This is a genomic window from Sulfurospirillum diekertiae (assembly GCF_002162315.1).
Classification (GTDB): domain Bacteria; phylum Campylobacterota; class Campylobacteria; order Campylobacterales; family Sulfurospirillaceae; genus Sulfurospirillum.
The window spans coordinates 328,595-343,896 of sequence record NZ_CP021416.1 but is presented as its reverse complement, the minus strand read 5'-3'; the positions used below and the strand labels follow the sequence as shown (position 1 = coordinate 343,896).

General features: G+C 38.7%; 16 protein-coding genes. 4 read left to right on the top strand and 12 right to left on the bottom strand.

The annotated features are described in order from the left end of the window. Positions 1-24: 24 nt before the first annotated feature. The 5 genes from Sdiek1_RS01800 to Sdiek1_RS01780 form a co-directional block, all read right to left on the bottom strand. On the bottom strand, positions 25-1,188 hold the full coding sequence (locus Sdiek1_RS01800; RefSeq protein ID WP_087437629.1) for a sigma-54-dependent transcriptional regulator: 1,164 nt from the start codon (positions 1,186-1,188) through the stop codon (positions 25-27). Between the two features lie 27 nt (positions 1,189-1,215). Beyond that, positions 1,216-1,605: a hypothetical protein gene (locus tag Sdiek1_RS01795; RefSeq protein WP_087437628.1), complete on the bottom strand. Its 390-nt coding sequence runs from the start codon at positions 1,603-1,605 to the stop codon at positions 1,216-1,218. Further along, a complete protein-coding gene (locus Sdiek1_RS01790) occupies positions 1,581-2,021 on the bottom strand; it encodes an LPP20 family lipoprotein (protein ID WP_087437627.1) in 441 nt (146 codons plus the stop codon). The genes Sdiek1_RS01795 and Sdiek1_RS01790 overlap by 25 nt, the downstream gene beginning before the upstream one ends. A gap of 48 nt (positions 2,022-2,069) precedes the next feature. Continuing rightward, a complete protein-coding gene (gene gyrA, locus Sdiek1_RS01785) occupies positions 2,070-4,598 on the bottom strand; it encodes a DNA gyrase subunit A (protein ID WP_087437626.1) in 2,529 nt (842 codons plus the stop codon). Between the two features lie 158 nt (positions 4,599-4,756). Continuing rightward, positions 4,757-5,437, bottom strand: a complete 681-nt coding sequence (locus Sdiek1_RS01780; protein ID WP_238099098.1) for a transposase — start codon at positions 5,435-5,437, stop codon at positions 4,757-4,759. A gap of 84 nt (positions 5,438-5,521) precedes the next feature. Here Sdiek1_RS01780 and Sdiek1_RS01775 point away from each other — a divergent pair, with 84 nt between their 5' ends. Beyond that, positions 5,522-6,040: a hypothetical protein gene (locus Sdiek1_RS01775; RefSeq protein WP_087437625.1), complete on the top strand. Its 519-nt coding sequence runs from the start codon at positions 5,522-5,524 to the stop codon at positions 6,038-6,040. Between the two features lie 141 nt (positions 6,041-6,181). After that, positions 6,182-7,495 carry an MFS transporter gene (locus tag Sdiek1_RS01770; RefSeq protein WP_238099096.1) on the top strand — a complete coding sequence of 438 codons (1,314 nt, stop codon included), beginning with the start codon at positions 6,182-6,184 and terminating at the stop codon, positions 7,493-7,495. Between the two features lie 34 nt (positions 7,496-7,529). Here Sdiek1_RS01770 and Sdiek1_RS01765 read toward each other — a convergent pair whose 3' ends face one another. The 3 genes from Sdiek1_RS01765 to Sdiek1_RS01755 are packed head-to-tail and all read right to left on the bottom strand — an operon-like array spanning position 7,530 to position 10,837. After that, the gene (locus Sdiek1_RS01765; RefSeq protein ID WP_087437624.1) at positions 7,530-8,102 is read right to left on the bottom strand and encodes a ComF family protein; all 573 of its coding nucleotides are present in this window, start codon (positions 8,100-8,102) and stop codon (positions 7,530-7,532) included. Positions 8,103-8,114: 12 nt separating this feature from the next. Further along, the gene (gene lepA, locus Sdiek1_RS01760) at positions 8,115-9,908 is read right to left on the bottom strand and encodes a translation elongation factor 4 (protein WP_087437623.1); all 1,794 of its coding nucleotides are present in this window, start codon (positions 9,906-9,908) and stop codon (positions 8,115-8,117) included. Further along, on the bottom strand, positions 9,908-10,837 hold the full coding sequence (locus tag Sdiek1_RS01755) for a ribose-phosphate pyrophosphokinase (RefSeq protein WP_087437622.1): 930 nt from the start codon (positions 10,835-10,837) through the stop codon (positions 9,908-9,910). Before Sdiek1_RS01755 ends, lepA begins: the two co-directional genes overlap by 1 nt. A gap of 135 nt (positions 10,838-10,972) precedes the next feature. Between Sdiek1_RS01755 and Sdiek1_RS01750 the strand changes: the two genes are divergently transcribed. Together Sdiek1_RS01750 and Sdiek1_RS01745 are read left to right on the top strand one after the other, a co-directional pair. Further along, positions 10,973-11,797, top strand: coding sequence for a DUF4405 domain-containing protein (locus tag Sdiek1_RS01750; protein ID WP_087437621.1), 825 nt, complete (start codon positions 10,973-10,975; stop codon positions 11,795-11,797). Further along, on the top strand, positions 11,794-12,096 hold the full coding sequence (locus Sdiek1_RS01745; RefSeq protein WP_087437620.1) for an EF-hand domain-containing protein: 303 nt from the start codon (positions 11,794-11,796) through the stop codon (positions 12,094-12,096). Before Sdiek1_RS01750 ends, Sdiek1_RS01745 begins: the two co-directional genes overlap by 4 nt. A 39-nt stretch (positions 12,097-12,135) precedes the next feature. Here Sdiek1_RS01745 and Sdiek1_RS01740 read toward each other — a convergent pair whose 3' ends face one another. Genes Sdiek1_RS01740 through Sdiek1_RS01725 form a run of 4 tightly spaced genes read right to left on the bottom strand, consistent with a single transcriptional unit; the run spans position 12,136 to position 15,282 of the window. Continuing rightward, entirely contained in the window at positions 12,136-12,534 is a 399-nt protein-coding gene (locus tag Sdiek1_RS01740; RefSeq protein ID WP_238099094.1) for a hypothetical protein, read from the bottom strand. Further along, positions 12,534-13,667 (bottom strand): dTDP-4-amino-4,6-dideoxygalactose transaminase, encoded by a 1,134-nt coding sequence (gene rffA / locus Sdiek1_RS01735; RefSeq protein WP_087437619.1) that lies wholly within the window; start codon positions 13,665-13,667, stop codon positions 12,534-12,536. Before rffA ends, Sdiek1_RS01740 begins: the two co-directional genes overlap by 1 nt. Next, positions 13,664-14,356, bottom strand: a complete 693-nt coding sequence (locus Sdiek1_RS01730; RefSeq protein WP_087437618.1) for a WbqC family protein — start codon at positions 14,354-14,356, stop codon at positions 13,664-13,666. The genes rffA and Sdiek1_RS01730 overlap by 4 nt, the downstream gene beginning before the upstream one ends. After that, positions 14,353-15,282, bottom strand: a complete 930-nt coding sequence (locus tag Sdiek1_RS01725) for a glycosyltransferase family 2 protein (protein ID WP_087437617.1) — start codon at positions 15,280-15,282, stop codon at positions 14,353-14,355. Before Sdiek1_RS01725 ends, Sdiek1_RS01730 begins: the two co-directional genes overlap by 4 nt. Positions 15,283-15,302: the final 20 nt, after the last annotated feature.

The window sequence follows — 15,302 nt, the reverse complement described above, 5'->3', positions numbered from 1 at the left end:
CAAAAAAAGTCTATTGTAGGTTTGCTACGAACTAAACCAGTTACGACTCTCTAAGAAGAGATCTTCTTTACTGATCGCTTCGGTATCACTTAAGATCACTGCACGTTCTACCACAGAGATCAACTCTCGAATATTCCCAGGCCATCGATACGTCATTAAAGATTCGATTGCCTCTTCTGAAAAATAACGCTTTTGCAACCCATATTTCTTCGTAACACGCTCTAAAATCACCTCGCAAATGGGTAAAATTTCCTCTTTACGTTGTCGAAGCGGTGCTATTTCAATAGGAATCGTATTGAGCCTATAGTAAAGGTCTTCTCTAAAATGTCCTTCTTTAATGCTTCGTTTAATATCGGCATTCGTCGCAGAAACAATACGAACATCAATAATAAGCTCTTTTGTTCCACCTACGCGCACCATAACACGCTCTTGAATCACCCTTAGAAGCTTCGCCTGAAGAGTCATTGGCATTTCACCAATCTCATCTAAAAACAGCGTTCCGCCATTGGCAACTTCAAAATAACCTTTTTTTTCTGCAATAGCATCCGTAAATGCCCCTTTTTCATAGCCAAAAAGCTCGCTCTCCAAAAGGTTTTCAGGAATAGCAGCCATATTAATGGCAACAAATGGATTTTTAGAGCGAGGAGAATTTTTATGCACGTAGTTGGCAAAAAGCTCTTTTCCCACGCCACTTTCACCCAAAAGAAGCACACTCACATCCGTTTTTGCCGCTTTTCTAGCAATGGTAAGTGCTTTTTCAAGTTCTGGAGAGTTTGCTATAAAATCGCCATTTTCTTCTTTGGTGCTATCAATCTTTTCAAAACTTTCTTTTACTTTAGTACGAATTTTATCATGTCGCTTAATGGCTTCAACGAGTGTTTCAATTTCAAAAGGCTTGGTTAAAAAATCTTTGACACCTAAGCGAACAGACTCAATGGCACGACTGAGCGTCGCGTTGCCTGTAATAACGATAATGTCATAAGCACCATCAAGTTTTTTAATAAACTCAATGCCATCCATTCCCGGCATATTAATATCAGTCACAATCAAATCGACACTGGAATCAATCTTTTTAAGGGCATCAAGTGCGCTTTTATACGTAGAGATTTTAAATTCTTCATACTCCCCAAGTGCTATCTCAAGGGATTTTCTCATATTTATATCATCTTCTACAATTGCAACATGCATTTTGAATCAATCCTACCAGAAAAAGTTTTACCTAATGGCATTTATGGTAGCGAATTCATCTTTAAAATCTACTGTAAAGCGCACGGGCTCGATGACCAACTCTATCCTGTCATTTCCATGTTTCAGATATTGATCATCCCAAGCAAGAAGATGTGAGGAGAGTTGATAGAAGCAAGGCAGAATATCATCAAAGTGTTTTCGCAAAAATTGTTCTTTGGGAAGATTTTGCGTATTAGATAACTCAATAGAGCATAACTTCTGTGCTTTACCCTCGTAGGGAATCATGACGGGGGCAATATTTTTTTGTTCATAAACGACAAGGCCATTTACAGTGACAATTTTGTATGAAAACCAAAAAAGATCACTGCAAAAAAGCGCTTGTGTTAGACCTATTAATAAGCAAAAAGTTCTTGCCACCTACGTGCACTCATAGTAACTTCCATACGAATACTGTATAAACCATCTTTAAATGTTGCATCCGTAATCGCAGCATCTTTAATCAAAGCATTGACTTGTGCAGTAATACGAGAATCTTTCAACATTGCATCTCTAACGGTTTCTGTAGAGTTAATTTTTACACCATAGAGTTTCTCACCCAGTTGGCGATACCCATCGGTAATTGCAGCACGTTTTGCTAATGCAATTGCTTGTGCAGGAGAAACTGTATTTTGAGGTGCAATACCTTCACCATAAACGACAATTGATTTTTCATTACTGAAATCATACATAGCGTCTTTTGGATTTTTAGGTGGTTCATCCTTTTTTGCTGAGCACCCTGCAACCAATAAAATTAAACCCAAACTTGCCAAAAGTGTTACAAACCATCTATTCATAGGGACACCTTTAAATATTTTTTTATCTTTAAGCAACTACTATTCCAATTACTCTTCGCTTGGAGTTATATCTGAGATCAAGCTTCCTTCATTGGAACCCTCGTCTCCTTCTTCAAATTCACCCTCAAGCTCATCACTCTCTTCTTTTGGACATCGTGCAATACTTGCAACAATATCAGTACCTTCCACGGAAACGACTTTAACACCGCTGGTATTACGTCCTGCTTTTCGGATGGTTTCCATATCAACACGAATCATTTTACCATTGCTAGTAAGAGCCATAAGGTCTTTGTCTTCATCAACAATGACAACACCTACTAAATCGGCAGTTTTCGGTGTAAGTTTCATGGCAATAACACCTTTACCACCACGACCTTGCAAGCGATACTCTTCCGCCGTTGTACGTTTACCAATACCTTTTTCGGTTACCGTTAAAAGTTCTTCTTGATCGTTATAAATTACAGCAGCACCAACAACTCTGTCATTCTCTTCCTTAAAGCGAATACCAGTGACCCCTCGCGCTGTTCTGCCGATTTCTCTCGCATCACTGACTTCAAATCTTATACACATACCCTTTTTAGTGACAATGAAAAGGTTTTTAGTGTCTTGTGTTACGACTTTCGCGGTGACTAACTCATCATCATCATCTAGCGTAATTGCTCTAACACCCACAGATCGGATATTTTTAAATTCACTTAAATTCGTACGTTTGATAACACCATTTTTGGTAAAGAACGCCAATGATTTGGTCTCATCAAAATCGGTTGTTGGAATAATAGCCATAATCTTTTCATCTGCTTGTAACTGAATAAGATTAACAACTGCTTTACCTTTAGCTGTTCTACTTCCTTCTGGAATTCGGTAGACTTTGAGCCAGTAGAGTTGTCCGCGATCCGTCACAAACATCAACGTATCATGGGTATCGGAAACAAAGAAGCTTTCGATAAAGTCATCATCATATGTGGTTACCGCAATTTTGCCTTTACCACCACGTTTTTGCTTCTCATACTGTTTCAATGGTACACGTTTGATGTAACCACGATGCGTAATGGTCACAACCATGGATTCATTGGCAATCAAATCTTCTACGTCAATATCATCATAATCATCAACGATTTCTGTAATACGTTTTGATTTGAATTTATCTTTAATTTCAATCAGTTCTTTTTTGATAAGATCATTTAACACGACTTCACTTTTAAGAATGTCTGTAAGGTATTGAATCTCTTTAAGCAATTCTGCAAGCTCATTTTCAATTTTTTCTCTCTCTAGTCCTGTAAGGCGTTGGAGTCTCATATCCAAAATAGCGCCCGCTTGAACTTCGCTGAGATTAAATCGCTCAATTAAGCCATCTTTAGCGCTTTTAGTGTCGGCACTGCCTTTAATAAGAGCGATGATTTCATCAATATTATCAAGTGCAATCGTTAAACCCTCTAAAATATGGGCTTTTGCCTTTGCTTTTTCAAGTTCAAAAATAGTACGGCGAATAATAACCGTTTTGCGATGGCGTAAAAAGAGGAGTAAAAGCTCTATTAGCGTAAAGACTTTTGGCTCTTTGTTATGAATTGCAAGTAAAATAACACCAAACGTTACTTCAAGATTGGTGGATTTATAAAGGTTATTGAGAACAATATCGCTCATCGCTTCACGTTTAAGCTCAATGACCAAACGAATACCATCTCTATCACTCTCATCTCTGATTTCACTGATACCTTCAATCATTTTATCTTTAACAAGCGCTACAATTTGCTCAATTAAACGAACTTTATTGACTTGGTACGGAAGTTCATCAATAACAATAATATCTTTATTGCCTTTTTTCTCAATATGCACTTTAGAACGTATTCTTACACGACCACGTCCTGTTTTATATGCCTCAAGAATCCCTTTTTTACCAAAGATGATACCGCTGGTTGGAAAATCAGGTCCTTTGATAAACTCCATTACTTCATCCAAGGTGGCTTCTGGATTTTCAATCAAAAGTAAAAGTGCATCTAAAAGTTCATCCAAGCAGTGTGGTGGAATATTCGTTGCCATACCAACCGCAATACCGCTTGATCCGTTAAGAAGTAGGTTAGGAACACGGCTTGGCAATACATCTGGTTCAATCATACTGTCATCATAGTTAGGGACAAAATCAACCGTATCTTTATCAAGATCGCGAAGAAGCTCTTCTGCTAGTGGAGTCATACGTGCCTCGGTATAACGCATAGCAGCTGCACTATCTCCGTCTATTGAACCGAAGTTTCCTTGTCCATCAACAATCGGAATTCGCATTGAAAACGGCTGTGCCATACGAACAAGCGCATCATAAACAGCAGTATCACCATGTGGATGGTATTTACCGATAACATCACCGACGATACGTGCCGATTTTTTATAAGGACTGCGTGATGAGATCGCAAGATCGTTCATTGCATATAAAATTCTTCTGTGTACGGGTTTTAATCCATCTCGTGCATCGGGAAGTGCACGCCCAATGATAACGCTCATCGAATAATCAAGATAACTGGTCTTTATCGACTCTTCAATACTTACTGTTTTGATGTCTTGGTTCGAATCAAAAATATTATCCATTCATTAGCCTTGCAATGTAAAATTGTTTGATTGTACTTTACTTTTCCTTTGGTTTCAATAGGGGTCAGGGCTAAACTTTTAACTTTTTAGAATTTTACTCACTCCTGCAACGCTTAGAGACAGTTTTTTTTGCAATATCTGTTTTGCTATACCCATCTTCATACGCATTTTTTTACCGCTTCATTTCGTTGTTGCTTATTCTTTACATGTAAAAAGTAATTTGATAGTTCTTCTTTGTGCAAAAGCGCTATATGGCCATCTTCATGCTTATACTTTGTTTTGTGAAATGCGTCTATCGTTAAACGTTCTGAATCACTCAGAGGGATATTTAAGAGATCAATCAATTCTTGAGTATTGTAATCTCGCAATACAAATGAATTTTGCAAAAAGGAAGGTACTGCATCTTTTAAAATACTATATGTTGAACAATAGATATAATCACCTATTTTGTGCGTTATCTGTGCTTTTACAGGATTATTTTCGATATATTTAAAAAGTGCAAAAAGGTGTTTGTTATCTAACACATACCACGATTTAAAGCGATCTTGCCATAAATGCCCTACTCTGCAATGGCGTTTATTGAAGTAACTTGCGTACTGTGCGTTAAGTTGGCGCATACCTGAAGAGAGATTTTCGCGCGTATTTTGAACTAAAATGTGATAGTGATTGTCCATTAAGCAAAATGCATGAATATTGAATTTATACTCTCTAGCCATACTCGCCATCAGCTCTATAAACTTTGCTTTATCTATCTCATCTATGAATACAGCGCTTTTAGCAACCCCTCTGTTATAGACATGATGATAGCCTAAGCTTTCAATGCGTAATCTTCGTGACATACTTACCATCTTTTTTTTGCTAGAATTATAACATGGAATATTAAAAGTTAAAAGTTTAGCCCTGACCCCTTTTGAAGGAATTTTATGTTTGCACGCCTCAATGAAACTGTTCTTAAAGTCATAATAATTATAGCCATTATTGTGATGTTTATTACTCTTTATACCACAGGTATCTCTTTTGTATTAGGTTCTTATACATTTTCAAATCTTTTGTTACATAAGCTATCAGCACTTATTATTATTGGGCTTTTAGGTGTACATGCTTGGTTGAGAAGATGCACGATTCGAAAACTTTTGCAAGAAAGTATTGCCATTATTTTGAACAAACATATCCGCAATGAAGACAACATAGACTTTTTGATTCAAAATACCAAACATCAATCTTTTCAAACGCTGTGTGTACTGTTTCATTTTGATGCTACGTTCATGAAAGAAAAACTTTTGGAAAACCATATCACAGTTGAAAATGATGAAGATACATTAAAGACGGTTGCTAAACGCAATGACAAAGACATGTACCAAATACTTTTACTCATGCTTAAAATACATGTAGAAAAAAATAGCCCATCCCCTATCGTCATAAATTCATGTGAGAGAGTGTAAACTGGCTCAGTAACAAAATTCAATCCACCACCTTTCCATGTTTATATGCTTATTTTATAAACAGTTTTTTACATGTAAAGCCTATTGTATCCGATAATTTTTCGTTATAATTTGAGCTTTTAAAAACTATAGGATAGCAAAATGGCTCAGCAACATACGGCAATGAAGCATAAAAGGATGCTTTGCGCTCAAGATTACAAAACACTTTCTCTTTCTGCTTTTGGTGGAGCGTTGGAGTTTTATGACTTTATCATTTTTGTATTTTTTTCCAAAGTGATTGGTAGCCTATTTTTTCCTGCAGACATGCCTATGTGGTTGAGTCAATTACAAACATTTGGAATTTTCGCAGCGGGTTATTTAGCGCGTCCTTTTGGTGGTATTGTCATGGCACATTTTGGCGATTTATTGGGTAGAAAACGTATGTTTACCCTCAGCATTCTTCTTATGGCAATCCCCACACTTCTGATTGGTTGTTTACCAACCTATGCTCTTGTAGGTTATTTTGCGCCTGTTTTTCTTTTACTCCTTCGCGTTTGCCAAGGACTTGCTGTAGGTGGTGAAATTCCTGGGGCTTGGACTTTTGTAGCAGAGCATGTTCCTAAAGATAAAGTTGGGCTTGCTTGTGGGACACTGACTTCGGGTCTGACACTTGGCATTCTTCTTGGTTCTGTCGTTTCTATCTTGATGCAAAGTAATTTTAATACGACTGAAATGCACGCTTGGGCGTGGAGAATTCCATTTATCGTGGGCGGTATTTTTGGTTTTATCGCCATGTACTTAAGGCAATGGCTTAAAGAGACGCCTATTTTTCTTGAAATGCAACAACGGGGTGAGAAGGAAATTTCTAAAAAATTACCTATTTGGGAGGTTTTATCAAACTATTTACCCCAAGTAACTCTTTCTATTTTACTCACATGGGTTCTCTCTGCTGGTATCATGGTGATTATCGTCACGTCCCATGTCTATTTACAAGGACAATTTGGTTTTTCCGAAATGGATGTATCCATTTCAAGACTGCTTGCAACTGCTGGTTTAGCGCTTGGATGCGTCCTTTATGGCTACCTTACTGATAAATTTTCTATTGGTCAAGTAATTATGATTGGATGCCTTTTCGTTGTTATCGCAACAATCATATTTCTCTCATCCCTTTCTGCAGGCAGAGAAATGCTCTACATCACTTACCCCATTGTTGGCTTTAGCGTTGGTATTGTTGGGGCATTTCCATACTATATGGTACGAGCGTTTCCTGCCAAAGTCAGATACAGTGGCGTCGCTTTTTCGTTTAATATTTCTTATGCCATCACCGGCGCTTTAACTGCTTTCCTGATTCCAATTCTGGCAAACTTTTTCAGCAAATACGCTGCAGGATTTTATGTTATAGCTGTATTTTTATTGGGAGCCATTCTTGGTTGGTATATCATTCGCAAAGAAAAAGAGTTAGCGAAAGATATCTAAAACATCTTACATGTAAACGTTGAAAGAGAATAGATTAGTTCTCTTTCGCATCCGCTAAAACAAGCGCAAACAGTACATTCACTCCATGCTGTTTAAGCGTCTCATAGGCTTCTTCTAATGTACTGCCCGTGGTGACAATGTCATCGATCAAAATAGCATCCACTTCATCTTTACATGTAAAGATAAAATTACGTTTATTGGCTTGTCTATAGGCTCTGCTTTTCCCCGAATAACTCTCATGATTTTGCGCTCTTAAACTCCCATATATTGGCGTTAAAAAAGGCTTGGTTGCTTTAGCTAAGATGGCACTGTGAGAATAACCGTGTCTGACATGATCGTCGATGGGAATGGCGTAAATGCCTTTGGGTAACTCAAAGGTTTTTAAAAATTCAAAAAAGGTATGCGTTCCAAGTTGAGCGAAGATTTTAGCGCCGATGTAGGTGTGCTTGGTATGAAGCAGAGGGGCTATGTCAGTGTAGTTGTAAAAAGAGTAGACTCTAAGCCCACTTTCCAACACTCTAAAAGCAGGTGTTGGGGCTAGAATGGTTTGCAGGCAGGTTTTGCAAAGTGGTTGCCAACTGAGGTTTAAACAAAGATGGCAACGCATTTACATGTAAAGCTAGTCGATCTTAAGAATGGTCAAAAACGCCTCTTGCGGTAATTGGACTTTACCGATGGATTTCATACGTTTTTTACCCTCTTTTTGTTTATCAAGCAGTTTTCGCTTCCTCGTAATATCGCCACCGTAACACTTCGCGGTCACATTTTTACCCATGGATTTCACGGTTTCACGTGCAATGACTTTGGTGCCAATACTCGCTTGGATCGCTACTTCAAAAAGTTGACGAGGGACGATCTCTTTCATCGCTTTAACAAAGTCACGTCCTCTGGTTTGCGCACTCACACGTGGAACGATGATGGAAAGTGCATCCACAGGCTCACCTGCGACCAAAAGATCCAGCTTGACCAAATCACCCACTTGATACCCGATAGGCTCGTAATCAAAGCTGGCATACCCTTTGCTGACCGATTTGAGTTTATCATAAAAGTCCATCACAATTTCATTGAGTGGAATTTCATACTCTAAAAGTACACGCTCTGGACTGAGATAGTCCATTTTCTTTTGCATGCCACGTTTATTATTCATCAAAATGATGATGTTGCCCAAAAATTCTGTCGGTGTTAACACGGTTGCTTTGACATACGGTTCTTGAATCTCTTCAAATTCATTCACCGGAGGAAGTTGACTTGGGTTTTGAATATCAAGGACTGTCCCTTTCGTCGTTTTCACTTTATACGTAACCGTTGGTGCGGTAGCAATGAGATCAAGATCAAACTCTCGCTCCAAACGCTCTTTAATGACTTCCATGTGAAGTAGCCCCAAGAAGCCAACCCTAAAGCCAAAGCCTAAGGCAGCAGAAGTTTCAGGCTCATACGAGATGCTTGAGTCATTGAGTTTGAGCTTATCAAGCGCGTCTCTGAGTTCTTCAAATTTATCGGTTTCAATCGGGTAGAGTCCCGCAAAAACGAACTGTTTGACCTCTTTAAAGCCAGGAATCGGCTCTTTCGTTTTGTTACGAAAATCCGTAATGGTATCGCCTACTTTAACATCACCTACGTTTTTAAGCCCCAGAACAACAATGCCCACTTCGCCCGTTTTAATCATCGGTGTTTTTTCTAACACGAGCGGATGCGGATACATGAGGTTTAATACTTCGTGTTTTTTACCTGTACCCATGACATAGACTTCTTGCCCTTTTTTGATCGCGCCATCGTAGACGCGAACCAAAGCAAGTGCTCCTAGATAGTTGTCAAACCAGCTATCGTAAATCAGCGCTTTGGTTGGGGCATCTTCATTGCCTGTTGGGGCAGGGATTTTATCAACCAATGTGTCGAGAAGTTCCCTGATACCAATACCACTTTTGGCACTGACACTTAACGCCTCGGAACAATCAAGTCCAATAGTATGTTCGATCTCATCTTTTACACGCTCAGGATCTGCCGCAGGAAGATCAATTTTATTGAGAACGGGGATAATTTCTAAGTTATTTTCCAAAGCGATGTACACATTGGCAATCGTTTGCGCTTCCACACCTTGAGAGGCATCAACAACGAGAAGTGCTCCATTACTGGAAGCTAAAGAACGGCTCACTTCATAGGAAAAGTCTACGTGACCGGGAGTGTCGATAAGGTTAAGAATATAAGGTTGTCCATCTTTCACATACGTTAGACGAACACTTTGTGCTTTAATAGTAATGCCACGCTCTTTTTCGATGTCCATGGTATCCATCATTTGTGCAGTCATTTCACGTGCACTGACTGCACCGCACTCTTGAATAAGACGATCGGCTAAGGTACTTTTACCATGGTCGATATGAGCAATAATACAAAAATTACGAATATATTTCTGCATTAAACAAACAATCCATTGACACTCTCATTGTGATAAACACGACGAATGACTTCTGCAAAGACAGGAGCAACACTAAGCACTTTGATTTTATCATTGGCTTCTTTGAGAGGAATAGTATCGGTAACGATAAGCTCATCTAAATCACCTTTAGAAATACGCTCATACGCTGGACCACTTAAAACTGCATGTGTACAGCACGCCATAACGCTTGTTGCACCTTTTTTCTTCAACACTTCAGCGGCTTTGACAATCGTACCTGCTGTGTCAATCATATCATCAACCAGAATAACATCTTTACCCGCAACATCACCAATGATATTCATAACTTCTGATACATTGGCTTTTTCACGACGTTTATCTACGATGACCATGTCTACGCCTAAAAGTTTTGCAAAACTTCTTGCACGTGCAACACCGCCAATATCGGGGCTTGCGATGATTGGGTTTTTGAGATTTTTGGCTTTCACATAGTCGTTGAAAATGATAGAACCGTAAAGATTATCGACAGGAATATCAAAGAAACCTTGAATTTGCCCGGCATGAAGATCTATGGTCACGACACGATCAATGCCAGCTGTTTGGATCATATTGGCAACAAGTTTTGCCGTAATAGGAACTCTTGGAGCCGCTTTTCTATCTTGTCGTGCATAGCCAAAATAAGGCATAACCGCTGTAATGCTGTTCGCTGAACTTCTGCGAAGCGCATCGGTTAGAATAAGTAATTCCATTAAATTAATATTCGCAGGTGCACACGTTGATTGAATAATAAAAACATCTTTTCCACGCACACTCTCACTGACTTGAACACTGATCTCACCATCGCTAAAGCGTTTAATTTCAGCCGCTGAAAGTGGTAACGAAAGATGTTTGGCAACCCTTTTAGCAAACTCTGGATTTGCTGTTCCTGCAAAGACTTTGTAGCCTCTCATATGAAATATCCTTTACATCAAAAAGTGCTTTATTTTATCCAATAGGGACTTAAGATAGCGTTAACACTCTTTTAACATTAAAGTGTCATACTATCAGTAAAGTTTATTTATATTATAAGAAAATAAAGGACATGTATGTATTCACTTAGACGCTTTACTTCCTTATGTATTGGGTTTTCTTTTCTCATAATGAGTTACACAGGCATTATCCTTTTTCTCTCACCCAAGGGCAGAGTAGCCAACTGGACAAATTGGCAGCTTTTAGGGCTTGATAAAACACACTATACTCATTTACATGTAACCTTTATGGTGCTCTTTTTGGTGGGTATGCTTTTTCATATTTATCTTAATTGGAATGCTCTTATCAACTATTTAATGAACAAATCACGAGAGTTTTCACTTTTTACCAAAGAGTTTCTTTTAGCCCTTGGAGTGAATCTTCTTTTTCTTCTTGGAACCCTTTATTATTGGGTACCATTCGAGCAATTTTTGGATTTTCAAGACGAGATAAAAGCCTCTTGGGAAAGAAAAGTCGATCAAGCACCTTATGGACATGCTGAGCTCTCCACGTTAGAAGAGTTTTCCATGCGTACTAATAGCAGCATTTCAGCCATAATTTCTCAGCTGAATACACATAAAATTCAAGGTGTCGATCGTTCAAAAACAATTGCAGAAATTGCTAAAGAAAATGGCAAATCTCCCGCTCAGATTTTTGATATCATTAACACTAAATCTCAATCTAAAAATTCTACCTCTGGTGGAGGATACGGTAAATTAACCCTCAAAGAAGCCAGCACACAGCAGACGTTTGAACTTGAAAAAGCATTACATATTATCCACGAAAAAGGCTTTAATGCCACCGAAAATTCAACGATGAAAGAGTGTGCAGAAGCTTTACATGTAAAGCCTATTGAGCTATTAGAATTACTTAAAACAATCCAAACGAAGGAGTCAAAATGAAAAAAACACTCATGCTTTTAACCATGGCAAGTTTTGTAGGTTTAAATCTTTCTGCCGCAGATACAACGCGTGGACCTCTTGCCTTTGAAGCGTATGATAAAAACAAAGATGGGGTCATTACCAAAGAGGAGTTTGATGCTGTGAAAGCGGAGCGTATGAACACAAGAGCGGAAGCGGGGATGCCCATGAGAAATGCTGTAAATTCACCCGATTTTGCCTACTTCGATACCAACAAAGATGGTAAAATTACTAAAGAAGAGCTACAAGATGGGCAGCTCCGACGTATGCGCTCACGATAAAATACTCATGTGAAGAGAGAAAATTCTCTCTTCACTCTTTCAATGATTTTTATCTGATGTTATCGCAGTAATTAGGCACGACTGGAGATAAAAAATACCTAATACAATCAAGGCAAGACCGAGAATTTTATAAACTGTAACACTTTCACTAAATAAAAAAGACTGAAGAGATAAAAAACGACTACAAACGTGAGTCCCATAAATGGATAAGCGTAGCTGAGTTCGAACTTTGTCATGGCCGCCATCCAACACAAAGAGGCGATGAATGCGGAAACAAAACCACTCAAAATAAATGGATCTAAAAAAAAGCTTGAGTAAAAAGAAGAGTTTTTCAGCTGATGCATCGGGTAAATGCCCATGAAAAGGAATCCGCCACTTAATAACAAGTTGACCATATACGGTAAAAAAAATCGTTCCAAAGATGTATAAATGTGCCATTAACGTGCACTCCATTTTATCAATACTTCACACACGGCATCGATCTCTTCTAGTGTCAAACCATAATACATTGGAAGGCGAATCAAACGCTCACTCTCCCTTGTCGTATAAATATCTTTTCCAAAGAAGTGTCCAAATTTTAACCCAGCAGGAGCACTGTGCAATGGGATATAATGGAAAACGGCGCCAATATTGAGCTCTTTAAATTTTTCTAAAAGCACAGTTCTCTCGTCTAAATCTTTCACTTTTAAATAAAACATATGGGCATTGTGTATGCATCCTTCTGGAATAAATGGAAGCTCAATCAACCCTTTTGTTGCAAGGGGTTCAAGTCTTTCATAGTACGCTTTCCAACTGTTTAAGCGGTGTGTTTGAATGGTATCCACCATCTCAAGTTGACCCCAAAGGTATGCAGATTGAAACTCACAAGGAAGATAACTACTACCAATATCTACCCAACTATATTTGTCCACCATTCCTCTAAAGAATTGGCTACGATTGGTTCCTTTTTCACGGATAATCTCTGCTCTTTGAAAAAATCGCTCATCATTAATCAGTAATAATCCACCTTCGCCACCACTGGTCACATTTTTGGTTTCATGAAAACTAAAGGCGCCCAAATGACCAATCGTTCCAAGAGGTTTGCCTTTGTAGGTTGACTCAAACCCTTGTGCGGCATCTTCAACGACAAAAAGATTATGACGGTTTGCAATATCCATGATGACATCCATATTGCATCCAACACCTGCATAATGTACAGGAACAATCACTTTAGTTTTAGGCGTAATCGCCGCTTCGATCAAACGCTCATCGATATTCATTGTCTCAGGTCGTACATCGACAAAAACAATCTTCGCTCCACGCAATGCAAATGCATCAGCGGTACTGACAAACGTATAGCTCGGCATAATAACTTCATCGCCCTCTTTGATATCCAAGAGAAGAGCAGCCATTTCAAGCGCATGCGTACACGAAGGTGTGAGCAAGGTTTTAGAACAGTGATAGCGTTCTTCAAACCATTTTTGACAACGCTTTCCAAAAACACCATCACCTGACATTTTAAGGCTGTGCAGTGTCTCTAAAAGATATTTCTCTTCGTTTCCAGTTAAAGGAGGTTTATTAAAATGTATCATTTTGGTGTACTCTTTAAAAAGTTTTTGGCATTTTTGCCTTCATTTAAGATCAGATCGATCACACTAACGCCATGTTCAAACGGAGGAAAAAGTTGGTGATATTCGTGGTAACCACTGTAATCCATCCACTCAACCGCTATTCCCGCTTCTTTGAAAATAGACTCATCCAGATAATCACGCGCCGCAGGACCACTTAGATACGTTGTCGCACCTAAATCTTGACAGAGTGCCAACAGTCGCTCACTCTTACCATCAGCTAAAACAAACTCACGCGAGTCTCGAATCACCGTTTTAATCTCTAACATCGCACATATCGCATCAATAAAATGACGATTGATCTCACTAATCGTCTCCATGGTCGCGCTCATATACAAAGCTTCCATTTGCTCTTTGTACGCTTTAAAATGTGGTGCCTTGGCATAGCTTTGAGAAATACTTCGCCAATGATTGACATTCCATTTGGGATCAATAATTTTGGTCTCATTAATCTTTTGGTGCAAGCTCTCTTGACGCACAGGAATACTCAGCCACTGAAGTCCATTTTGCGTTTTAATTTTATTGCGGTTACGCCAATCATTTTTGGTGTACTGCATATCATCATAGAGGACAAATTCGTCCACACTGCCAATAATGTCAAAATATCCCTTCCATGGGATATAGTTTGATTGTAAAATTGCTATTCTTTTCATAAATTAATTGTCTCTTGAATAATATAAAGAGGTCGTCTTTTAACCTCATCAAAGATCTTCCCAATGTAAAGCCCTGCAATGCCAATAATCGCAAACAGAAGCCCAAACATAAAGAACATAGATACCATCAAACTGGTCCAACCTTCCGCTGGGGTATGATAGAAAAAGTAACGAATAACGAGCCAACAGGCATAGATAAGACTGATTAATGCAATAAAAAATCCTAACTGTATCGAGAGCCTCAACGGCTTGTTAGAGTGTGATACAATAGAATCAATGGCTAAACGGATTAGTTTGGAAAGATTATAGGAAGATGATCCATACGCACGTGCAGCATGCTCAATTTCAATCTCAGTCTTTTTAAATCCTACCATTTGAGCAAACAACAAAAAGTCCCTACTCTGTTCACGGTAACGATTAATCGTTTCCACAACTTTTTGAGCATAAATACCAAAATTGGCAATACTATTATCATGTTTGGTCTCAGTAAAATACTCTAAAACTCTATTAAACACTTGGGAACCAAGGCGTTTCAAGAAAGTATCTTGACGCTCAACGCGTTTACCAAACACAATATCATAGCCATCCAGTGCTTTGTTATAAAGCTTAATGATCTCTTCAGGTCTGTCTTGCAAATCACAATCCATAACAACAACCCAATCGCCTTTAGCATGATCAAGCCCTGCAGTAATGGCATAATGTTGCCCAAAATTGCGTGAGAGATTGATGCCTTTCACACGAGTATCTTTTGCACATAACATCATAATCCGTTCCCAAGAAGCTTGAGGACAGGCATCATTCACCAAAATAATTTCAAAATTATCTGTGATTTGACTGAGTGTTTTAACCAAACGATCATACAGTTCAAACAAGCACTCTTTACAGCCATAAATGGGAGAAACGACACTAATTTTGACAGACTCCACGCGACACCTTTACATGTAAA